The following is a 21,324-nucleotide window of genomic DNA, read 5'->3' on the forward strand; positions in this document are numbered from 1 at the left end:
CCACGGGTATCCAAATTTGTGAAGACTATTCGCGTTCTTGCCACCGTTCGGCGGAACACTTCGACCTGCGAACCCCGGACCTGCACAGGTAGCTTGTGGGCATGTCTTTGGAAAAGCCCCAGATCGACCGCCCCGAGGGGCCCGCACCCTCCGACCTGGAGAAGACCGACATCTCGGTCGGCGACGGCCAGGAGGCCAAGGCCGGCGACACCGTTTCGGTGCACTACGTCGGTGTCTCGCACTCGACCGGCGACCAGTTCGACGCGTCTTGGGATCGCGGCGAGCCGCTGCGCTTCGGCCTCGGCGCCGGTCAGGTCATCCCCGGCTGGGACCAGGGCGTCGCGGGTATGAAGGTCGGTGGCCGCCGCCAGCTGGTCATCCCGCCGCACCTGGCCTACGGCGAACGCGGCGCCGGCGGCGTCATCAAGCCGAACGAAACCCTGATCTTCGTCGTCGACCTGGTCGGCGTGAACTGACCCACTTCGACCTCCTGCCCCGGCGGAGCCACTCCACCGGGGCGGGAGGTGACCTACACGGCACCGCGAGCTTCTGAACTCGACGTTCCCCGGTGGGTAGCATCGCCCTTCGTGCCCACTGTCCCCCTCTCTCCACAGTGGAGGACGGTCGCCACCGAGCGGACGGTCCTCGCTGTCGTGCACAACGTCACCGCCGCCACCCGGCTGTTCGACGTCCTGGAACTCTTCGCGGGCGACCCGCGCGTCCAGATCGTCTTCACCTGCCCGGGCTCCAGCGCCTTCACCGACGGCACCGCCGAATACCTCGCCGCGCGCGGCGTGACGACCCTGCCGTGGGACCGCGCGATCCGGACCAATTTCGACTCGGCGATTTCGGCGAGTTATGGGGGCGACCTGCACGAGATAGCGGCGCCGCTCATCGTTGTCCCACACGGAATGGGCTACAATAAATTCTTGAAACCGGAAACCGGAAACCGGAAACCGGAAACCGGAAACCGGAAACCGGAAACCGGAAACCGGAAACCGGAAACCGGAAACCGGAAACCGGAAACCGTATTCGGGCTTTCCGCTCCCTGGTTGATGCACGACGGCAAGGTCGTGGCCACCCATATCGTCCTTTCCCATGAGGAACAGCTGGAACGGCTGCGCATGGCCTGCCCCGAGGCCGCCGAACGCGCCATCGTCTCCGGCGATCCCTGTCTCGACAGGCTCCAAGCGAGCACACCACTTCGGGAGACGTACCGGCAGGCGTTCGGACTCGACAAGGCCCAGCGTTTCGTGGTCGTTTCCTCGACATGGGGCACTTCGTCGCTGCTCGGCGCGAACACTTCACTGGTGCTGAAACTCGCCCAAGAGCTTCCTTACGATTCGTACCGGATAGCCGTCGCCCTGCATCCCAATATCGTTCAAGGCCATTCTCCGTGGCAGGTGAAAATGTGGCTCGACGACTGCACTCGGGCTGGTGTCCTCGTCCTCGAAAACGAGGATCTCTGGCGTCCGGCTCTCGTCGCCGCGGATCTGACCATCGGCGACCACGGTTCGGTCACCTTCTATTCCGCCTGTCTCGGCACCCCGGTCGTCCTGGGCTCCGCCCCGCAAGAGACCGTCCACCCGGATTCCCCGATCGCCCTGCTCCTGCGGACGGCACCGCGGCTGGACGCGGTTTCGTCGACGCGGCTCGATGACATCATCGACGCGCATCGACCGGGACGCTATGCGGAGATCACCGAATTGGCGACCTCCGTGCCGGGCAAGGCCGCGGATCTGCTTCGCGACCTCTGGTACTCGGCGATCGGACTGGCCCCGCCGACCATCGCGCCGTCGCTGAAGGCCCTTCCGGTCCCGGACATCGCTCCCCCGAATCCGAGGGCATGGACGGCCGAGGTGTCGTTCGCCACCGACGGGACGGCCACTCTGTCGCGTTATCCCGTCGATGGACGGTCGAAACGAACGCTCGGCAGGGCGAACACCCATCTGGTCGTCGGCACGGACGAGCCGGACATCGCGCTGCTGCGACTGGCCGAAGTCGTGATGCGGCCCGACATCGCCCACGCCCCGGACACCTGGACCGCCGCGACACTGCGAGCGCTACCCGGCTGCCGGGTCGCGGCCATCCGCGCGGATGAAGACGAATGGCGGGTCGAAACCCACGATGGTCTCCGGTTCGGTATCGGCACCGCCGATCCCGCGTTCGTTTCCGTCCTCTACGCCTTGCTCGGTGGTGAGGCCGTGCCGCAAGAGCTCCGGTTGCGACGCGGCCCGACGACTTACTCGGCGAAGATCACTGTGCGAGCTTCGCACTGACCCTGTCGCGGTCCGGAGTGAAGCCGTAGAAGTAGTAGATCTCCTTCGCGGATTCCCAGAAAGCACGCGCGTCGGCAGGCCGGCCCGTCGCGAACGCCGAGTCGCCCAGCGCTTCGTTGGTTTCGGCCCGCTCACGATTGAAGGAACGATCGGTCGCCAAAGCGAGCGTGCCGGTCAAGACGGCGGTCGCGTCCGCGTGTGCACCGGCTTCGAGCAGTTTCTTGCCCCGCCACAAGGCGATCTTGACCTGGTTGAGGTGCTCGGAGCCGAGGACGGCCTCGGCGGCGTCGAGCAGTTCGAACGCCTCCGACGGCGGGCGGACCTTCGCCAGATGAAAGCGGGCGAGCGCGATCCGTCGTTTCTTTCCCAGCTGCGTCGCCAAATCGAGCGCCTGCCGGAACAGCGTCTCCGCCTCCGCGTGCTCGGCGAGGTCGAGTTTCGCCAACCCCAGTGACTCGATGGCCGTCGCGAGCGCGGTGGAGGAACCGGCCTCGCTCGCGAAGTCGATCGACTCCTGGAACCGGATGGCCGCGAAGCCCGCTTGATAAGCCTGCCGATAGGCGAAGCCCAGTTGGAACGTCATCACGGCGGCAGCGAGGTCGTTGCCCCACGCGCGGGCGGCTTCGATCCCGCGATCGTTCACCCGCACCATCTCGCCGAAATGCTCACCCTTGAGATGCACCGGCCACAGCACCAGGCAGAACTGACAGACCCATTGGTGCATTCCCAGCCGATAGGCCAGCTCGACCACGGCTTCCAGGTTCTCGCGCTCGACGTCGAGCCAGTCCCTGGCGGCGACCTCTTCGGCCAACGGCTCGACCGTTAGTTGTGGCCAGATCTCCGCCATCCAGCCGCGGTTGGGCAACGCGGCCTCGACGGCGAGCCCCCTGCCGCGATAGGCGGAGACGATCCGCGACGGCAGTTCGCCGTCGGCCTTCGTCGCGGCGTGGTCCCGGACGATGCTGCCCGCGATCAGGTACCGGTCTTCCGCGACCTCTTGGGCAAGGTGTCGTTTCGTCAGGTCCCGGAGGGCGTCGGAGACGTCGAACTCGTCCTTGCCGAGGATGTCCGCGACAGTGCGCGCGGCGACCGCACCGTCTCCGGGATGAACCCCGAGTACCTGATAGCAATCCTGACAAAGAGGGGAAAGCAAGTCATACGCGGCATCGAAGACCGGGGCGAACTCGAGCGCGTCGAGCACGCCGCCCTTGTGCTCGATCCGGCGAAGGGTCCGCGTCGCGGGCTCGTCTTCGAGCATGGCCCCGAGCACGGTGAGCGCGCCCGCCAGTCCGGCGCAGAGGCCGATCAGCTCATCGATCGGACCTGCTTCGGTCTCGAGCCGGTCCGTTCCGATCATCCGGCCGAGCAGCAGCCGCGCGGCTTCGTCGGTCAGCGGGTCGATCCGCACACTCTTACCCGGGTACTCGGTCCGGAGCTTGCGGGACTCGCCACTGGCGACGACGAGGACCGCGGCGGGACCCACACCGGGGATCAGCGGCGCGATCTCGGTCGGCAGCAAGGCGTTGTCGATGATGACCGCGATCTTCTTGCCGTAACTCCAGCTGCGCCACATCGCCGACCGTGCTTCCAGACCGGACGGGATTTCGTCCGGCCGGTACCCGACCGCGCGCAACAGATCTTCGAGAGCGTCCGGCGCCCGCTCGGCCGACAGCGCGAGCGCGATGTAGAAGGTTCCGTCAGGGAAAGTGTCCTTCCCCTGGTCGTTCACCCACTTGCGGCAAAGTGTGCTGCGGCCGCTACCCGGCGGTCCCGTCACGTACCCGATGACCGGCCCCTCGGCGCGGTTCTCCGGGCAGAAGACCTCGTCGAGCTGGCGAAGCTGGTCCGCGTAGTTGGTGTAGTACGTGGTCACCGCCATGACCTGGCGTTGAACAACCCTCGAACTGTGGGCTTGCCCACCGAAGTGCGCCTCGTTCACGCTCACCCCTCCCCACGGTGAGCCGCCGACCTTACCGGAAGTGACCGCCCCGCCACTCGAATTCATCCCGCGCGAGCGGAGGTCGGCGAAGTGTTTCGAGCACATCGCCGATTCCACTCACGTCGCTTCGTCCACCTCGACAACCCAGATCGAACCGGGCCTGACCTCGCCAACTGACCGAAAGGGACAGGTGAGGTGGTTTCGCGTGACTGGACGGAGGACACGTGTGATCCGATGGATGACACGCGTGACTGGACGGACAACACGCGCCGGACGCACCGTGGGGTCCGGCGGGCTCGGCCCCCCGGGAATTGACGAGCGACGACCAACGCGAAAGAGGCCCCGTCGCGCTAGCGTAGGGGCCTCTGACTACGGGTGGGCGAGGAGGGAGTTGAACCCTCACGTCCTTTCGGACACACGGACCTGAACCGTGCGCGTCTGCCATTCCGCCACTCGCCCGAGTGCTTCGTTCTCTGACAGCTCGCAAAGCGTAGCAGGCTGATTTCACGGGTTTCACCGGGGGCCGTGTCCGACTGGCCGTACCCGGATAGGATCGACGGGGAAGCACACGTGTGAGGAGGTTGCCCGGTGGGCCGCGTAGAGCGCTTTGATAGGCGGCTCGAGAACCTTGTGGGCAATACCTTCGCGCGCATGTTCGGTGGCAACGTCGTCACGCAGGAAGTGGCGGTGGCGCTTGAGCGCGAGAGCGAGGAGAACGTTCGTGAGCTGGCCGGTGGTCGACAGCTCGCCCCCAATCACTACATCGTGTCGTTGGGGCAGGCTGATCACGAGCGCATGGCCGGAGACGAGCGTCGGGTCACGTCGGTGTTGGCGGAGGCGGTCAAGGAACACCTCGCCGAGCACGGTTGGGACACCTATGGTGACGTCGTAGTTTCGCTCGAGCGCAACGAGGCGCTGCATACTGGACAGTTCAAGACCCGTTCGTCCGTCGATCCCGACGTCAATCCCCATGGCGCCGAAGGTTCGTCACGGTCGGCACGACCCAGCAACGCAGGAGACCCAGCAATGAGCCAGCCCCCCGGCTACGGCCAATACGACCAGGGTGACCCGTACGGCCAGCAGCAGGGCCAGTACGGCTACGGACAGCAGGCTGGCCAGCAGCAGCCCGGGTACGACCAGGGTTATGGCGGCCAGCAGCAGGGCGGCTACGACCAGGGCTATGGCGGTGCCCAGCAGCCTGGTTACGACCAGTACGGCCAGCAGCAGCAGCCCGGGTACGACCAGGGCTATGGCGGCGGCGCCGCTCAGCAGCCCGGCTATGACCAGTACGGCCAGCAGCAGCAGCCCGGGTACGACCAGGGTTACGGCGGCGGCGCCGCTCAGCAGCCTGGGTACGACCAGTACGGCGGCCAGCAGCAGCAGCAGCCCGGGTACGACCAGGGCTATGGCGGCGGTGCCCAGCAGCCTGGGTACGACCAGTACGGCGGCCAGCAGCAGCAGCCCGGGTACGACCAGTACGGCGGTGGCCAGCAGCAGTACGGCCAGCCCGCCGCGGACCCGTACGCGCAGGGTGGCGGCTACGGCGGCCAGCCCGCGGCCGGCCGTCAGCTCGCCGCGAGCCTGCAGCTGGACGACGGCTCGAACCGCTCGTACTCGCTGAAGCAGGGCGGGAACGTCGTGGGCCGTGGCCAGGACGCCGATTTCCGGCTCCCGGACACCGGTGTCTCGCGCCGTCATCTGGAGATCACCTGGGACGGCCAGAGCGCGACGCTCGCGGACATCGGTTCGACGAACGGCACGACCGTCAACGGCACCCCGGTGCAGACGTGGCAGCTCGCCGACGGCGACGTGATCCGCGTGGGCCACTCGTCTCTCGTGTTCCGTACGCAGGGCTGACCGGCGGCGCCTGAAGGGGGTACCGCAGAATTGCGGTGCGGGACCTGCGGTGGATCGGCACTTCAGGTCGTATGCGGAGAGCAAGGCTGTTCGGAGCCGACCATCCCGGACGGCCCGGTCTCTCCGCGGCGTACAGGAGATACGGGAGCGGACACAACAAGTGCCAGAGCTGGTCGTTCAACTCACCAGGGTGGGCTTTCTCGTGCTGCTCTGGCTCTTCGTGTTCGCCGCGTTGCGCGTCGTCCGCTCGGATCTGTACGCGGCTTCCGGGCTGCGCGTCGCCGTCCCGACGTTCGGTCGCAAGAAGAAGGAAAACAAGAAGCCGCGCGGCGGGAAGTCGCCGCAGCAGCTGCTCGTGACCCATGGCGCGCTGGCAGGCACCAGGATCGCCTTGGACGGCAGGCCGATCCTGATCGGCCGTGCCGACGACTCGACCTTGGTGCTGGACGACGACTACGCGTCGACCCGGCACGCCCGGATCGCACTGCGCGGGGAGGATTGGTACGTGGAAGATCTGGGCTCGACGAACGGGACGTACCTCGACCGGGCTAAGGTCACGGCACCCCTCCGGGTCCCGCTCGGAGTCCCCATCCGGATCGGCAAAACGGTGATCGAGCTTCGCCCATGACTCTCGTCCTCCGCTACGCGGCTCGCAGCGACCGGGGCCTGGTGCGTTCCAGCAACCAGGACTCCGTGTACGCCGGTCCCCGCCTGCTCGCACTCGCCGACGGTATGGGCGGCCACGCCGCCGGTGAAGTGGCCAGCAAGGTCGTCATCGCCTCCCTCGCCCCGCTCGACGACGACGATCCGAGCGACGACCTCCTCGCCCAGCTGCGCGAGGCCGTCCAGAACGGCAACGCCGCCATCGCCGAACTCGTCCAGCAGGACCCGGACCTCGACGGGATGGGCACGACCCTGACCGCCGTGCTGTTCGCCGGTTCGCGGATGGGTGTCGTGCATGTCGGCGACTCGCGCGCGTATCTGATGCGCGGCGGGCAGTTCTCGCAGATCACGCGGGACGACAGCTTCGTCAACGAACTTCTCGAACAGGGCCGGATCACGCCGGAAGAGGCGGCGGTGCACCCGCAGCGGTCGCTGCTGCTGAAGGCGCTCACCGGCCACGAGGTCGAACCGAGCCTGACGGTGCGCGAGGCCCGCGCCCACGATCGCTACCTGATCTGCTCGGACGGCCTGTCCGGCATGGTCAGCGACGAGACGCTCGCCGAGGCCATCCAGATCCCGGATCCGCAGGCCTGCGCGGACCGGATGATCGAGCTGGCGCTCAAGGGCGGCGGCACGGACAACGTCACGGTGATCATCGCCGACGTCGTCGACGTCGACTTCGGTGAGGACGCGCCCATCGTGGGCGGCGCCGCCGGAGACGGCAGTGACGAGTTCCACCAGGGCGACTCCCCCGCCGCCCGTGCCAGGGCGCTGACCCAGCCCTCGCCGCAGCCGCGGCCCGAGGTCCAGCCACCACAGGAGGACCCGAAGGTCAAGCGCCGGAGGCGATTTCGCTGGCTGGCGGGAGCAGTGGTCGTCCTGATCGTGCTGGCCGCGGCGGCGATCGCCACGCGGTATTTCGTGCTGAGCCAGTACTACGTCGGCGAAGGTCAGGGCGAGGAGGTCGTGATCTACCGCGGCGTCCCCGGCAGCATCCTCGGCATCGACCTGCACGCCTACGAGCAGGGCTCTTGCCCGCCGGGCGGGCTCTGCACCGACAAGCTGCTGGTGCCCGCGCTCCAGGAGGACGCGCGTATCGCGGTGAAGAACGGTGTCAAGAAGGACAACCTCGACGACGCCCGCAAGTACATCGACGACTTCCTGCGGCCACACAAGCAGCTGGCCGACTGCAAACCGAACACCAGCTCGACTTCCACGTCGCCTCCCGCGTCGTCGCCTCCGGTGTCGTCGTCGGCGGCCTCCCCTTCTACCCCTGCCTCGCCCAGCTCGGCGAACCAGCCAGCGGGGAGGGACTGCTCTACGCCGGGAACGGCAGCACCAGGGGGCGGTAACTGATGAGCACGCCGCTCGCCGATCCGGCTTCGGCCCAGTTCGCCACGAACCCTCCGCGCGAGCTGCCCACCCGGCGCGGGACCGAGCTCGTTCTCCTGGCGTTCGCGACGTTCATCGTCACGATCGCGCTCGTGCTGGTGGAGGCGAACCAGGAGCAGGAGCTCACCAGCTCGATCATCTGGCTGGGGCTGTCCTACCTCGGGGTGCTGACGGCGGCGCATCTGGCGGTCCGGCGCTGGGCGCCGTACGCGGACCCGGTGATCCTGCCGTGCGTCGCGCTGCTGAACGGGCTCGGCCTGGTGATGATCCACCGGATCGACCTGGCGCTGGCGGAACGCGCCATCCAGCAGGGCAAGGAATACACGCCGGACGTCACCAAGCAGGTGCTGTTCACCGCGATCTCGCTGGTGCTGTTCGTGGTGGTGCTGGTGGTGATCAGCGATCACCGCACGCTGACCCGCTACGGCTACATCTGCGGTCTGGTCGGCATCGTGGCGCTCGCGCTGCCCGCGGTGCTGCCGTCGAGCCTTTCCGAGGTCAACGGCGCGAAGGTCTGGATCAAGCTCCCGTTCTTCTCGATCCAGCCCGGCGAGTTCGCGAAGATCCTGTTGATGATCTTCTTCGCCTCGTTCCTGGTGACGAAACGGGACCTGTTCATGGTCGCGGGCAAGAAGATCGTCGGCGTCGAGCTGCCGCGTGCCCGTGACCTCGGCCCGATCCTGATCGCGGCGGCCGCCTGCCTCGGCGTGCTGGTGTTCGAGAAGGACCTCGGGACGTCACTGCTGTTCTTCGGCGTCACGCTGGTGATGTTGTACGTCGCGACCGAACGGGTCATCTGGGTGGTGCTGGGCGTCGGCTTCTTCGCCGCCGGCGCGATCATCGCCTACAACTTGTTCACGCACGTCCAGCAGCGGGTGCGAAACTGGATCGACCCGCTCGCCACCTACGACGACCTCGGCGGCGGCTACCAGGTCGCGCAGGGGCTGTTCGGGCTCGGGACCGGCGGGGTCGGCGGGACCGGCCTCGGCGCCGGACGGCCGGACATGGTCCCCGAGGCCAAGACGGACTTCATCACCACCGCGATCGGCGAGGAACTCGGCCTGATCGGTCTCGTCGCGATGCTGATGCTGTACCTGATCCTGGCGATGCGCGGGATGCGCAGCGCCCTCGCGGTCCGGGACACCTTCGGCAAACTCCTCGGCGGCGGCCTGTCGTTCGCCCTGGTCATGCAGATCTTCGTCGTCGTCGGCGGCGTCACGAACCTGATCCCGAACACCGGGATCACCGCCCCGTTCCTCTCCCGTGGTGGTTCTTCACTGCTCGCGAACTACATCCTGGTGGCCCTCCTGCTCCGAATCTCCGACGCCGCCCGCAAACCCGCCGTGCGGCCGAAGCCGCAGCAGCCGCAAGCGCCGATCGCCGAAGCGCACACGGTGATGGTCCAGCGGCCGCCCGCGACCGGTGAGGGGAGCCCCTCGTGAACACCCCGCTCCGCAAGGTGGGTGTCGCCATGCTCGTCATGGTGGTGCTCCTGATGGCCAACGCCACCTATATCCAGGTCGTCAAGGCCGACGACTATCGCACCGACTCGCGCAACGTGCGTGTGCTCTACGACGAGTACTCCCGCCAGCGCGGGCTGATCGTGACGCCCGACGGCGCCGCGCTCGCGAAGGTCGACCCGTCGAACGACAAGTACAAGTTCATCCGGACCTACGCCGACGGTCCGATGTACGCGCCGGTCACCGGCTACTACTCGATCAACTACGGCTCGGGCGGCCTGGAGCGGTCCGAGGACGACGTCCTCAACGGTTCGGACCCGCGGCTGTTCGTGCGGCGCCTTTCGGACATGGTCACCGGCCGCGACCCGCGCGGAGGGAACGTGCGGTTGACGATCAACCCGGCCGTGCAGAAGGCCGCGTACGACCTGATGACGCAGAAGGGCTACACCGGCTCGGTGGTCGCGATGGAGCCCAAGACCGGGCGCATCCTCGCCATGGTGTCGACGCCGTCGTTCGACCCGAACAAGCTGGCCTCGCACACCACCAAGGAGCAGGTCGCGGCCTGGGGGCAGTGGCGCGACGATCCGAAGAAGCCGATGTTGAACCGCGCGATCTCGGAGACCTACCCGCCCGGTTCGACGGCCAAGCTGATGGTGACCGCGGCCGCGCTCGAAAACGGCAAGACGGCGGACACGCCGGTCAACACCGCGCCCAACGTCAAGCTCCCCGGTACGCAGACGACGCTGGAGAACTACGGCGGCGCGCCCTGCAAGGGCAGCACGCTGAAGGAAGCGCTGCGGTACTCGTGCAACGTGCCCTTCGCCGAACTCGCGGGCGAACTCGGCAAGGAGAAGCTGAACGCGACGGCGAAGAACTTCGGTGTCGGCGAGGACCTGGCCGTGCCGATGCGGGTCGCCGGTTCCACCCTCGGCCCGCTCGACTCGAAGGCCGCCCTGTTCCAGAGCGCCATCGGGCAGCGCGACGTGCGCCTGACGCCGATCCAGGACGTCCTGCTTTCGGCGACCATCGCCAACAACGGGATGGCGATGAAGCCGCAGCTCGTGCAGTCGCTGCTGGCGCCGAACCTGTCGACCATCGAGGACTACACCCCGACCGAACTGACCGGCGACGCCGCGATGTCCAGCGCGAACGCCGCGATCCTGCGCGACATGATGCTGGCGTCGGAGGAGAACACGAAGGGCGCCGGCAAACGCGGCGACATCCAGATCGCCTCCAAGACCGGCACCGCCGAACACGGCAACGACCCGAAGGCCACCCCGCCGCACGCCTGGTACACCGGGTTCGCACCGGCGATGGACCCGAAGATCGCCGTCTCGGTGATCGTCGAGTCCGGCGGCAACCGCGGGCTCGAAGCGACCGGTGGCACCGTGGCCGCGGAGATCGGCCGCGCCGCCGTCAACGCGATGCTCGGGGGTGGATAGCGCATGCTGTCCTCGGGTCAGCTGCTGGCCGACCGGTACAAGCTGACGAACCGGATCGCCGTCGGCGGGATGGGCGAGGTCTGGCAGGCCAGTGACACGCGGCTGGACCGGACGGTCGCGGTCAAGATCCTCAAGGCCGAGCTGTCCGGCGACGCGGAGTTCCTGCACCGCTTCCGGACCGAGGCGCGGATGACGGCGTCGCTGAACCACCCGGGCATCGCCGCGGTGCACGACTACGGCGAGACGGTCGCGGACGAGCTGTCGATCGCGTACCTGGTGATGGAACTGGTCGAAGGCGATCCGCTGGCCGCGATCATCACCCGCGAAGGACGGCTGAACGCCGAGCGCACCCTGGACATCCTCGAGCAGGCCGGGAACGCGTTGCAGGCCGCGCACGAAACCGGTCTGGTGCACCGCGACGTCAAACCGGGCAACATCATGGTCACCCCGGCCGGGCAGGTGAAGATCACCGACTTCGGCGTCGCGAAGGCCGCCGACGCCGCCCCGGTGACCAGGTCCGGCATGGTCATGGGCACCGCCCACTACATCGCCCCCGAGCAGGCACTCGGGCACAACGCCGAACCGGCGAGCGACGTCTACTCGCTGGCCGTGTGCGGTTACGAATGTCTCACCGGGCACCGGCCGTTCCTTTCGGAGAACGCGGTGACCGTCGCGATGATGCACATCCGCGATCTCCCGCCGCCGCTGCCGCCGGACGTGCCCCCGGGCACCCGCGCGGTCATCGAGGCGACCCTGATCAAGGATCCGAGACAGCGGTACAACAGCGGCGGCGAATTCGCGGCCGCTGTTGCCGCGGTCCGCGCGGGCCTTCCCCTGCCGACGCCGTCGGGGCTGGTCAACGTGGCCTACGTGGCGGGCCAGCCACCCGTGATGCCGCAGCAAGGGCCGCCCGGTCCGCATTCGACGGCGAACCCGATGGTGGCGGTCGGACCGGCGTCGCATCCGGCGATGCACCCGGTCACCGGCCCGCCCCCGATGGCGGTCCGCCGCCTGCCCGGCAAACGGTCACAATGGGGCTGGTGGGTGCTGCTCGCGGTGATCCTGATCGCAGTACTGGTGGCAGGAGCCTTCCTCATCGTGAGACTGGTCGGTTCGGGCAACGGACAACAGTCGGGCGGCGTGGATACGAGTGAACAGGCACCGGCTCCGGGTAAGAAGTCTGTAGGTCCTTCACCGACATCCGCGTACCCCGCGGTGCCGACGGAGGGCAGCACCGAGGAGTCGGCCGGACAGGCGAATCCAGGAATGATGAGCAGCAAACCTTGGACGGAATGGAACGGCACGCAGAGATGAGCACACCAAGACTGCTCAGCAACCGCTACGAGCTGGGCGACACGCTCGGCTACGGAGGCATGTCCGAGGTCCACCACGGCCACGACGTGCGCCTGGGCCGGGAGGTGGCGATCAAGATCCTGCGTGCCGACCTGGCGCGGGATCCCCAGTTCCAGGAACGTTTCCGGCGCGAGGCACAGAACGCGGCGGCACTGAACCACCCGGCGATCGTCGCCGTCTACGACACCGGCGAGACGAACACCGAGTTCGGCACGCTGCCCTACATCGTCATGGAGTTCGTCGAAGGACGGACTCTGCGGGACATCGTGAAGACCGAAGGCCCGATGTCGCAGAAACGGGCCATGGAGGTCATGGCCGACGTCTGCGCGGCGCTGGACTTCTCGCACCGGCACGGCATCGTGCACCGCGACGTCAAACCGGCGAACGTGATGATCACGAAGAACGGCGCCGTCAAGGTGATGGACTTCGGCATCGCGCGCGCCATGCACGACGGGCAGTCCGCGATGACGCAGACCGCCGCGGTGATCGGCACGGCGCAGTACCTCTCGCCGGAGCAGGCCCGCGGTGAGTCCGTCGACGCGCGTTCGGACGTCTACGCCGCCGGTTGTGTGCTGTACGAACTCGTCACCGGCGAGCCGCCCTTCACCGGCGACTCCCCGGTGGCGGTGGCGTACCAGCACGTCCGGGAGGACCCGAACCCGCCGTCGTCGGTCAACCCGGCTGTGACACCCGAGCTCGACGCCGTCGTGCTCAAGGCGCTCGCGAAGGGCCCGGCGAACCGCTACCAGTCGTCGGCGGAGATGCGTTCGGACCTGGTCCGCACGCTGTCCGGCCAGCGGCCGTCCGCGCCGATGGTGATGTCGGAGGACGAGCGCACCCAGGTCATGGACTCCGACCGCCGGGTGCCGCAGCGCTACGACCAGTACGAGGACGAAGCCGAGGATCCGGCCGCGAAGAAGAAGCGTCGCGCCTGGCTGATCGCCGGCCTCGTCGTCTCGCTGGCGGCCGTGGTGCTGCTGATCATGTGGCTGTCCAACGCGTTCACCAGCACCGGCGTGGAGAGCAAGGCGATCCCGAACGTGCTCAACCAGTCCGAAGCGACGGCGAAGACCACGCTGCGTGACGCGGGATTCATCTCGTTCGAGGCCACCAAGAAGGTCCCCTGCACCGGAGAGGCCGTCAATGGCCTGCCCGCTTGCGACGAGAACGACATCGACAAGGTCATCGCGATCAACCCCGCCCAGGGTCAGATGACGCTGACCACGGAGAAGATCACGCTGACCGTCGGTGCGAAGCCGAGCAAGATCAAGGCTCCGGACCTCAAGGGCAAGACGCAGGCCGAGGCCTTGAGCGCGCTGACCGAGGCCGGGCTGAAACTCGGCGCGACCACCGAGCAGGAGACCGACGAGCCGAACAACGCGGGCAAGGTGCTTTCGCAGAACCCGGGCGCGCAGTCCGAGGTCGACCAGGGCTCGAAGGTCGACATCACCATCGGGAAGTCCAAGGAACTGAAGACGGTCCCGAACTACAAGGGCAAGACCCGCAGCGAGGCGGAAGCCGGACTGAGGCAGGCCGGGTTCACGCCGTCGACCAAGACTTCGAGCTCCAGCGAGCCCAAGGACACCGTCATCGACCAGAACCCGAACGGCGGCAAGCTCGCGGTCGGCAGCGTGGTCAACCTGACGGTGTCGGACGGCAGCCAGGAGACCTTCGACATGCCGAACCTGAAGGGCATGACGGACGACCAGGCGACTCAGCAGCTGCAGCAACTGGGCTGGTCCGGCCAGCTGAACACGCAGGCCGACAAGTCCGGCGGCCGGGACGACGCGGGCAAGGTCAGCAAGACCAACCCGCAGGCCGGTTCGAAGGTCGCGAAGAACGCGCCGATCACGCTGTTCATCTACGAAGGCGACGAGTCGCCGACGACGTCGCCCACCAAGTCGGGGATCCTCCCGCCCCCGTGATCGACAGCTGAGGAAAGGGCCCCGCACGGTTTCGTGCGGGGCCCTTTTCATGCCGCGATAATGAGCGAATGGTCCGGCACATCACTCAACGCGAGCTGCGTGATGGCACACCCGACCTCATGCGTGCCATCGAAGAAGGCGACAGCTTCGTTCTCATGCGCAACGGCATGCCTGTCGCGGACATCGTGTCGCGCAGCCAGAAGCCCACCTTCGCGAACGTCGATCGCGCGGCGGATCCTGACCCGCACCGTGGCCCGGGAGAGCCGGACCAGTGACAGAAGCGGTTCTGCTGAGAAGTCCTTGATAGGCCTGCTGAATCCGCCCGGCGTTGGTCCAGACGACCTTCGCCTGTGGCCTCGTGTCGACGAGCGTCACGAGGCGGTCGTACATCGCCGCGAGTTCTTCGGGCCCGCCAAGCATTTCGTCCGCCTCGACGTGTGCGGGCTCGGCGGCAGCCTGGGTTCGGTCGGCGAAGCGGCGGAGGACTCCGGCAAGCGATTCGAGCCGGTCCAAGAAATCCGTGCGGCCGAGGTACTGCGGGACGATCCGATCAGGTGCGTCCGCGCGGCGCTCATGGCGATGTCGCGGGCATCAGGCGTTGCGGCGAAGCAGTCGTCCGACGGCCGTCGCGCTCACGAGCAAGGCGGCGACGGCCGCTACCACCGCCACCGTGAACGGGCCCGCCAGTGGTTGTTGCGAGGTCAGGGCACGCAGCAGCGGATTGGCCAGCGGCAGCCATTTCACCAGCAGCACGGCGGCGAGGGCGAAGATCGCCGCCAGTACGGACCAGCCGATCCGCGGGACCAGCAGCCGTGAACAGGGCAGGCCGATCGCGATCCCGAACAGCGCGCACAACGCGTGCGCCGCGGCGCCGAGGGCGAGGGTGCCGATCGGGAAACCGCCGGACCGGATCCCCGACCACGCCAGTGTCACGACGATCAGCGCGACGGCGCAGCCGAAGACGGCCAGCGTGGCGCCGCCGAGGACCGATCGCCAGCGTCGCGCGTGGCTGAAGGTCACCAGCCGCTGGACCGGGTCTTCGACGTCGAGCATCGCGATCGTCAGCCAGCACGAGACCACCAGGAGCGATCCCGCGCTGATCCCGTACTGCGGCAGCAGCGGCGACTTCGGATCCGTGTAGAGCACGGTGTTGACCGCGAGGTAGGCGAGGACCGCGGGGAGATAGCGCTGGGAATGGCCGAGCAGTGCGAGGTAGTAGCGGGTCATGGCGAGCACGGCGCCACCTCCCGGACCGAGAAACCCCGGTTGAGCGCGCGCAGCAGGACCGCGTCCGTGTGCCCGGCTTCGACGGTCAGGACGACTCTTTCGCCGTCGGCGACGGCCTGGCTGACACCGGGTTCCGCCGACCAGTCGCCTCCGGGTCCGTGAAGCACGATCCTTGTCGCGGCTTCGGCCTTCGCGGCCGTTTCGACGCGGATCAGGCGCCCCGCGTCCATTCGGTAGACGTCGTCGGCGTGGGCGTGCACGGCGGCCGCGCGGTGGTCGGTGAAGACGACGCTCGCGCCGCGTTCCCTGGTCTCGGCGACGAGTTCGCCGAGCACCGTGTGGGCTTCGACGTCGAGTCCGGACCAAGGTTCGTCGAGGATCAGCAGATCCGGTTCGGCCAGGACGGCCTGTGCGAGACCGACCTTCTGGGCGTTGCCCTTCGACAGCGTCCGCAAGGGCGCGTCCGGCCCGCCGACCAGCGCCAGCCTGTCCAGCAAGGGGTCGATGGCCGACAAGTCGACAAGTCCGTCGATGCGGGCCATGTGCCGCAGGTAGGCCTTGGCGCTCATTCGCTGCCCGGCCGGGAAACGGTCCGGCAGGTAACCGGCACGCGGGCTGCCCACGACGGTTCCCGAGGTCTCGCGGGACAGTGCCGCCAGGATTCTGAGCAGCGTCGACTTCCCCGAGCCGTTCGAGCCGAGGATGCCGAGCACGCGACCCGCCGGGATGTCGAGGTCGACGTCGACGAGCACGGGTTCGCCGCGGCCGTAGCGCTTACCGACTCCTTCGAGCCGGATCAGCGAGGTCACGCAGCAGCGGCCTTCTGCAGCGCCCGGGTCGCCTGTTCGAGTTCGTTGACCGTGGCGTCGGCGACCGGGTGCCCGGCCGAAGCCATCCAGTTCGCCAGCATCCGGTGCCCGCCCTGCGTGAGCACGGACTCGGGGTGGAACTGGACGCCCTCGAGCGGCAGCTCGCGGTGCCGCATCCCCATCACGACACCGGACTCGGTGCGGCCTGTGATCTCGAACACGGTGTCGTCGATGGTTTCCGGCAAAACGGTCAGCGAGTGGTATCGCGTGGCGGTGAATTCGCCGGGGAGTCCGGCGAGCACTCCGGTGCCCGAATGGTGGACTTGACTGGTCTTGCCGTGCAGCAGTTCGGGCGCGCGGTCGACGGTGGCGCCGAAGACGACGCCCAAGGCCTGGTGACCGAGGCAGACGCCGAGCATCGGGATCCGCTTTTCGGCGCATTCGCGGACGACGTCCATGCTCTGACCAGCACGTTCCGGGGTTCCGGGGCCGGGAGAGACGAGGACCGCGTCGAACTCGCCGAGCTTGTCGATCTCCACGACGTCGTTGCGCCAGACGGTGCAGTCGGCGCCGAGCTGGGCCAGGTACTGGACCAGGTTGTAGACAAAACTGTCGTAGTTGTCGACGACGAGCACGCGCATGCCGCCAGCTTAGCGGCTCCCACCAGGTGGACCGTACGCCAGATCACAATGATTGTTAGGGCAACCTAACTTACCGTGGTAGGGGTGAGCCGTTCTCTTCGTGTAGCCATCGTGGGTGCCGGTCCGGCCGGCATCTACGCCGCCGACATCCTCGACAAGTCCGACGCCGACGTGACGATCGACCTGTTCGAGCGCATGCCGGCGCCGTTCGGGCTGATCCGGTACGGCGTCGCGCCCGACCATCCCCGGATCAAGGGCATCGTCACCGCCCTGCACAAGGTGCTCGACAAGCCGAACATCCGGCTGCTGGGCAACGTCGACTACGGGACCGACCTCAAACTCGACGATCTGCGTCAGTTCTACGACGCGGTCATCTTCTCGACCGGTGCCATGGCCGACCGCGGCCTCGACATCCCCGGGATCGACCTCGACGGCAGCTACGGCGCCGCGGACTTCGTCTCCTGGTACGACGGGCACCCGGACGTCCCACGCACCTGGCCGCTGAACGCGACCTCGGTCGCCGTTCTCGGCGTCGGGAACGTGGCGCTCGACGTGGCGCGGATTCTCGCGAAGACCGCGGACGAACTGCTCAGCACCGATATCCCGGACAACGTCTACCAGGGTCTGAAGGCCAGCCCGGTCACCGATGTGCACGTGTTCGGGCGCCGCGGCCCGGCTCAGGCGAAGTTCACGCCGCTCGAACTTCGGGAGCTGGACCACTCGCCGAACGTCGAGGTCATCGTGTACCCGGAGGACATCGAGTTCGACGAAGGCAGCATCACCGCGCTGCGGGCGTCGAAGCAGATCGACATGGTCGTGAAGACGCTGCAGGAGTGGGCGATCCGCGACCAGGGCGACCGGCCGAAGCGGCTGCACCTGCACTTCCTGCACTCGCCGTGCGAGATCGTCGGCTCCGAGGGCAAGGTGACCGGGCTGCGGACCGAACGCACCGAACTGACCGGTGACGGCACCGTGCGCGGCACCGGCGAATTCCACGACTGGGATGTTCAGGCCGTCTACCGCGCGGTGGGTTACCTGTCGTCGCACCTGCCGGAGATCCCGTTCGACCACACCACCGGGACCGTGCCGAACCAGGCGGGCCGGGTGCTGGACATCGACGAGGACCAGGTGCCGGGCGTCTACGTGACCGGCTGGATCAAACGCGGCCCGGTCGGCCTCATCGGCCACACCAAGGGTGACGCAGCCGAGACGATCGCCAGCCTGCTGGCCGACGCCGACAACCTGACGGCCCCGGTGGTCGCCGACCCCGACGCGATCCTCGGTTTCCTCACCGAACGCGGCGTTCCCTTCACCACCTGGGAAGGCTGGGGCAAACTCGACGCCCACGAGAAGTCCCTTGGCGCCCCGCACGGCCGGGACCGCGTCAAGGTCGTGGAACGCGACGAAATGACTCGGATCTCGAGGGACTGAACCCGTTCCGTGAAGGCCTCCTTCCCTACGCTCAAGGTCAGGGTTCCGGCAAAGTCGCAGAGTTGCTGGTCAGCGCTGCTCTTGGTAATCCGGGCTTGACATCGCTAGTGCCCGAAAGGGTCGAGCGGGGAGGATTCCGGACGTTCAACGTCCGGAATCCTCCCCGCTCAGGGGGCTCCGCAACCGGTGTGACCGCTGACGATGAAGGAATTGGGACACTCAACGTCCCAATTCCTTCACCGTCAGCCTCACACAGGCGGCGAATAGCCGACTGACCTGCAAGATCTCGACTTTGCCGGGGCCCTGACGCTCAAGGTAGGGAAGGAGGCCTTCACGGCGAGCCCAGGTAGGCCAGAACCGCGAGTACCCGCCGGTTCGTGTCGTCCGAGGCGACGATGCCGAGTTTCGCGAAGATGTTCGCGGTGTGCTTCCCCACCGCCCCCTCGCTGAAGTGCAGCCGCCCGGCGATCGCGGCGTTCGAGCAGCCCTCGGCCATCAGCCCGAGCACCTCGCGTTCCCGAGGGGTCAGCGCGGAGAGGGGGTCGGAGGCGTTGCCAGCCACCAGTTTCGCGATCACCTCGGGATCCATCGCGGTCCCGCCGCCCGCCACCCGCCGCACCGCGTCGATGAACTGGTCGGCGTTGAAGACCCGGTCCTTCAGCAGATAGCCGATCGCACCGGCGCCGTCGGCCAGCAGTTCCCGCGCGTAGAGCTGCTCGACGTGTTGCGACAGCACGAGAATCGGCAGCCCGGGGAGGTCACGCCGCACCGCCAGCGAGACCTGTAAGCCCTCATCGGTGTTCGTCGGCGGCATCCGGACGTCGACGACCGAGACGTCCGGACGATGTTCGCGCAGCGCGTGTTCCAGTTCCGGCCCGGTCCCGACGGCCTCGACGACGTCGAAACCGTGCGCGGTCAGCAGATGCGTCAGTCCGTCTCGGAGGAGGTACTGGTCCTCGGCGACGACACATCGGGGTCGAGCTGGCACGGGATCTCCATGGTCGCCTTCGTCGGCCCGCCGGGCGGGCTGGTCAGAGCAAAAATACCGTCGAACATGCCCAGCCTGCGCTCGATCCCGCGAATCCCGCTGCCCCGGGCCGCGTTCGCGCCGCCCTTCCCGTCGTCGGTCACCTCGATCCGCAGCAGATCGTCGTCGTAACCCAGCTCGATCGACACTCGCCGAGCGTCGGCGTGCTTCGCCGCGTTGCCCAGCAACTCGCTGACCGCGAAGTACGCGCACGCTTCCGCGGGCTGCTCGAGCCGCGGCACCACACCGTTCACGGAAGCCCTCAGCGGACTGTCCAGGGCCATCGCCCGCACCGCGTCACCGAGACCGCGCTCGGACAACACCGGCGGGTGAATCCCGCGCACCAGCAGCCGCAGCTCGGTCAACGTCTCGGACGACGTCTGCCGAAGCTCGGCGGCCAGTCGTTTCGCCGCGGCCGGATCGCTGTCGATCAGGGCTTCGACGGCACCCAGCTTCATCCCCATCGCGACCAGTCGCGACTGGACCCCGTCGTGCAGATCCCGTTCGATCCGCCGCAGCTCGGCGGCCTGCGCGACCGACGCGTCCGTCCGCGTCTGCTTCAGCCGCTCGACGCGCTGCTCCAGCCGCGAAGCCTCTGTCGGCCCCAGCAGCAGCTTCGCGAACCGCGCTTCCTGACGCGCCAGCCACGGCGTCGCGACCAGCCCTGCGATGAAGGCCGCCACCGCGACCGGCGTCAGCGCGAGCGCCTGCCCGTGCGTGGTCGCCTCGGGCAGACCGATCATCGAGAACCAGTTCGTGGTCGACCACGAGGTGCCCGTCCACTGGCCGATCGGCCGCCAGACCCACAGCGCCAGCACGCCCCAGAAGCCGAAGAACACCAGCGCCGCGGTCGGCACCGCCATCAGCAGCAGCACCACGGAGTTGACCGCCGCGGCCGCCATGTCGCGCCAGGTCGCCCGGTCGGACATCGCCCAGCGCCAGCGCGCCAGCCGCGCCGGCCACCACGGCGTGTCGTACAACTGACGTCCGTGCTGGTACATCCCGTCCGCCCGCGGGACGGGGAACGGCGGCTCCGGCAGGTACGGACGGTCGATCCGCACGCCGGTCCAGTTCTTGGCCTCGCGGCGCAGGGTGTCGGTCACCGTGCGACCGGCGACGACCAGCGCCGGGAACAGCGGCGCCGGCCAGATCAGGCCGAGCAGCGTCGGGATCACCATCCCGAGCTGTGCGGCCGAAAGCGCGAACAGGCCCAGCTGGAATCCCAGCGCCTTCAGCCTCGCCTTGACCCAGCCGTCCCCACTGCGAGCGGGACGAGGCCCGAGCCACCAGCGCGTCCACTTCCCGTACAGCCGGAGCGCACGCGGCCCGGTCAGCAGAACGGCGGGCACGAGCAGCAGGCCGGCGAAGGGATTCCACAGCTGCCAGCCGAGATCGCGTCCGGTCGCCGGATCGTCGGAGATCCACTCGAACCGCTTGGTCCACTTGATGAACCATGACCGCTTGAACAGGCTGTTCCCTTCGCGGTACCAGCCATCGCGCTCACGTTCCGGCTCGGGCGGAGCGGGCCGGTACGGCGACTCGACGTCGATACCGCACCAGCGCCCGGCCAGCCGCCGGGTGAGGGCGGCGCGCGGCCGTGCCCCCTCCAGCGCCAGCGTGTACGCGAAGACCAGACCCGCGCAGAGCAGGCAGAACCCCACCAGCACGAGCAGGAGATCCAGCCAGCTCACCAGGGCCAGGCCCGCGAGCACGAGGCCGCGGCGCACTGAGGTGAGGTACTTGCGAATCATGCGAGAAGTCTCGCTCACCACCCCCGTCCGACGCAGTGACCGCAGGCCCCCGATCGGGGTGGGCCCAGCCCCACCCCGGTTGTGGTTTCAGCGCCATTCTGGCCCGATCCGCTGCGCCATAACGTTTT

At 67.9% G+C, this 21,324-nt stretch carries 17 protein-coding genes and 1 tRNA gene; 11 read left to right on the top strand and 7 right to left on the bottom strand.

Annotated elements, in window-relative coordinates:
- The first annotated feature begins 101 nt into the window (after nucleotides 1-101).
- Together ACLARN_RS01485 and ACLARN_RS01490 are read left to right on the top strand one after the other, a co-directional pair.
- Nucleotides 102-476: an FKBP-type peptidyl-prolyl cis-trans isomerase gene (locus tag ACLARN_RS01485; protein ID WP_409489473.1), complete on the top strand. Its 375-nt coding sequence runs from the start codon at nucleotides 102-104 to the stop codon at nucleotides 474-476.
- A gap of 111 nt (nucleotides 477-587) precedes the next feature.
- Nucleotides 588-2,279, top strand: a complete 1,692-nt coding sequence (locus ACLARN_RS01490; RefSeq protein WP_409489474.1) for a hypothetical protein — start codon at nucleotides 588-590, stop codon at nucleotides 2,277-2,279.
- On the opposite strand, the gene ACLARN_RS01495 is transcribed toward ACLARN_RS01490, so the two are convergent.
- Both ACLARN_RS01495 and ACLARN_RS01500 read right to left on the bottom strand, forming a co-directional pair.
- Nucleotides 2,257-4,158, bottom strand: coding sequence for an AAA family ATPase (locus tag ACLARN_RS01495; RefSeq protein ID WP_409489475.1), 1,902 nt, complete (start codon nucleotides 4,156-4,158; stop codon nucleotides 2,257-2,259). The genes ACLARN_RS01490 and ACLARN_RS01495 overlap by 23 nt on opposite strands.
- A gap of 436 nt (nucleotides 4,159-4,594) precedes the next feature.
- Nucleotides 4,595-4,677, bottom strand: a tRNA-Leu gene (locus tag ACLARN_RS01500).
- Between the two features lie 129 nt (nucleotides 4,678-4,806).
- On the opposite strand from ACLARN_RS01500, the gene ACLARN_RS01505 reads away from it, so the two are divergent.
- The 8 genes from ACLARN_RS01505 to ACLARN_RS01540 all read left to right on the top strand — a co-directional run bounded on the left by ACLARN_RS01505 (nucleotide 4,807) and on the right by ACLARN_RS01540 (nucleotide 14,585).
- Nucleotides 4,807-6,075, top strand: coding sequence for a DUF3662 and FHA domain-containing protein (locus ACLARN_RS01505; RefSeq protein WP_409489476.1), 1,269 nt, complete (start codon nucleotides 4,807-4,809; stop codon nucleotides 6,073-6,075).
- 160 nt (nucleotides 6,076-6,235) lie between these two features.
- On the top strand, nucleotides 6,236-6,703 hold the full coding sequence (locus tag ACLARN_RS01510; RefSeq protein ID WP_007030429.1) for an FHA domain-containing protein FhaB: 468 nt from the start codon (nucleotides 6,236-6,238) through the stop codon (nucleotides 6,701-6,703).
- Complete coding sequence (locus ACLARN_RS01515) at nucleotides 6,700-8,094, top strand: PP2C family protein-serine/threonine phosphatase (RefSeq protein ID WP_409489477.1); 1,395 nt, start codon at nucleotides 6,700-6,702, stop codon at nucleotides 8,092-8,094. Before ACLARN_RS01510 ends, ACLARN_RS01515 begins: the two co-directional genes overlap by 4 nt.
- Nucleotides 8,094-9,572 (top strand): FtsW/RodA/SpoVE family cell cycle protein, encoded by a 1,479-nt coding sequence (locus tag ACLARN_RS01520; RefSeq protein WP_409489478.1) that lies wholly within the window; start codon nucleotides 8,094-8,096, stop codon nucleotides 9,570-9,572. The genes ACLARN_RS01515 and ACLARN_RS01520 overlap by 1 nt, the downstream gene beginning before the upstream one ends.
- Nucleotides 9,569-11,032 (top strand): peptidoglycan D,D-transpeptidase FtsI family protein, encoded by a 1,464-nt coding sequence (locus ACLARN_RS01525; RefSeq protein ID WP_409489479.1) that lies wholly within the window; start codon nucleotides 9,569-9,571, stop codon nucleotides 11,030-11,032. Before ACLARN_RS01520 ends, ACLARN_RS01525 begins: the two co-directional genes overlap by 4 nt.
- Nucleotides 11,033-11,035: 3 nt before the next feature.
- Entirely contained in the window at nucleotides 11,036-12,346 is a 1,311-nt protein-coding gene (locus tag ACLARN_RS01530; RefSeq protein ID WP_409489480.1) for a protein kinase domain-containing protein, read from the top strand.
- A complete protein-coding gene (gene pknB, locus ACLARN_RS01535; protein ID WP_409489481.1) occupies nucleotides 12,343-14,310 on the top strand; it encodes a Stk1 family PASTA domain-containing Ser/Thr kinase in 1,968 nt (655 codons plus the stop codon). Before ACLARN_RS01530 ends, pknB begins: the two co-directional genes overlap by 4 nt.
- Nucleotides 14,311-14,378: 68 nt before the next feature.
- Nucleotides 14,379-14,585 (top strand): type II toxin-antitoxin system Phd/YefM family antitoxin, encoded by a 207-nt coding sequence (locus ACLARN_RS01540; protein WP_409489482.1) that lies wholly within the window; start codon nucleotides 14,379-14,381, stop codon nucleotides 14,583-14,585.
- 316 nt (nucleotides 14,586-14,901) lie between these two features.
- Here ACLARN_RS01540 and ACLARN_RS01545 read toward each other — a convergent pair whose 3' ends face one another.
- From ACLARN_RS01545 to ACLARN_RS01555, 3 genes are read right to left on the bottom strand one after another with little or no spacing between them, the layout of a single operon-like run.
- A complete protein-coding gene (locus tag ACLARN_RS01545; protein WP_409489483.1) occupies nucleotides 14,902-15,546 on the bottom strand; it encodes a hypothetical protein in 645 nt (214 codons plus the stop codon).
- A complete protein-coding gene (locus tag ACLARN_RS01550; RefSeq protein WP_409489484.1) occupies nucleotides 15,534-16,346 on the bottom strand; it encodes an ATP-binding cassette domain-containing protein in 813 nt (270 codons plus the stop codon). Before ACLARN_RS01550 ends, ACLARN_RS01545 begins: the two co-directional genes overlap by 13 nt.
- The gene (locus ACLARN_RS01555) at nucleotides 16,343-16,987 is read right to left on the bottom strand and encodes an aminodeoxychorismate/anthranilate synthase component II (protein WP_076163893.1); all 645 of its coding nucleotides are present in this window, start codon (nucleotides 16,985-16,987) and stop codon (nucleotides 16,343-16,345) included. The genes ACLARN_RS01550 and ACLARN_RS01555 overlap by 4 nt, the downstream gene beginning before the upstream one ends.
- Nucleotides 16,988-17,098: 111 nt before the next feature.
- On the opposite strand from ACLARN_RS01555, the gene ACLARN_RS01560 reads away from it, so the two are divergent.
- Nucleotides 17,099-18,418 carry a pyridine nucleotide-disulfide oxidoreductase gene (locus ACLARN_RS01560; RefSeq protein WP_409489637.1) on the top strand — a complete coding sequence of 440 codons (1,320 nt, stop codon included), beginning with the start codon at nucleotides 17,099-17,101 and terminating at the stop codon, nucleotides 18,416-18,418.
- A gap of 331 nt (nucleotides 18,419-18,749) precedes the next feature.
- On the opposite strand, the gene ACLARN_RS01565 is transcribed toward ACLARN_RS01560, so the two are convergent.
- The gene (locus ACLARN_RS01565) at nucleotides 18,750-19,406 is read right to left on the bottom strand and encodes a response regulator (protein ID WP_409489485.1); all 657 of its coding nucleotides are present in this window, start codon (nucleotides 19,404-19,406) and stop codon (nucleotides 18,750-18,752) included.
- Entirely contained in the window at nucleotides 19,346-21,196 is a 1,851-nt protein-coding gene (locus tag ACLARN_RS01570) for a histidine kinase (RefSeq protein WP_409489486.1), read from the bottom strand. The genes ACLARN_RS01565 and ACLARN_RS01570 overlap by 61 nt, the downstream gene beginning before the upstream one ends.
- Nucleotides 21,197-21,324: the final 128 nt, after the last annotated feature.

Source organism: Amycolatopsis sp. cmx-11-12 (assembly GCF_046269425.1).
In the GTDB taxonomy this organism is placed as follows: domain Bacteria; phylum Actinomycetota; class Actinomycetes; order Mycobacteriales; family Pseudonocardiaceae; genus Amycolatopsis.

Excerpts from the sequence above, each read along its gene's own strand:
- ACLARN_RS01485 (WP_409489473.1), top strand. The coding sequence starts at position 102 with ATGTCTTTGGAAAAGCCCCAGATCGACCGCCCCGAGGGGCCCGCACCC.
- ACLARN_RS01495 (WP_409489475.1), bottom strand. The coding sequence starts at position 4,158 with ATGGCGGTGACCACGTACTACACCAACTACGCGGACCAGCTTCGCCAG.
- ACLARN_RS01515 (WP_409489477.1), top strand. The coding sequence starts at position 6,700 with ATGACTCTCGTCCTCCGCTACGCGGCTCGCAGCGACCGGGGCCTGGTG.
- ACLARN_RS01520 (WP_409489478.1), top strand. The coding sequence starts at position 8,094 with ATGAGCACGCCGCTCGCCGATCCGGCTTCGGCCCAGTTCGCCACGAAC.
- ACLARN_RS01530 (WP_409489480.1), top strand. The coding sequence starts at position 11,036 with ATGCTGTCCTCGGGTCAGCTGCTGGCCGACCGGTACAAGCTGACGAAC.
- pknB (WP_409489481.1), top strand. The coding sequence starts at position 12,343 with ATGAGCACACCAAGACTGCTCAGCAACCGCTACGAGCTGGGCGACACG.
- ACLARN_RS01540 (WP_409489482.1), top strand. The coding sequence starts at position 14,379 with ATGGTCCGGCACATCACTCAACGCGAGCTGCGTGATGGCACACCCGAC.
- ACLARN_RS01555 (WP_076163893.1), bottom strand. The coding sequence starts at position 16,987 with ATGCGCGTGCTCGTCGTCGACAACTACGACAGTTTTGTCTACAACCTG.
- ACLARN_RS01570 (WP_409489486.1), bottom strand. The coding sequence starts at position 21,196 with ATGATTCGCAAGTACCTCACCTCAGTGCGCCGCGGCCTCGTGCTCGCG.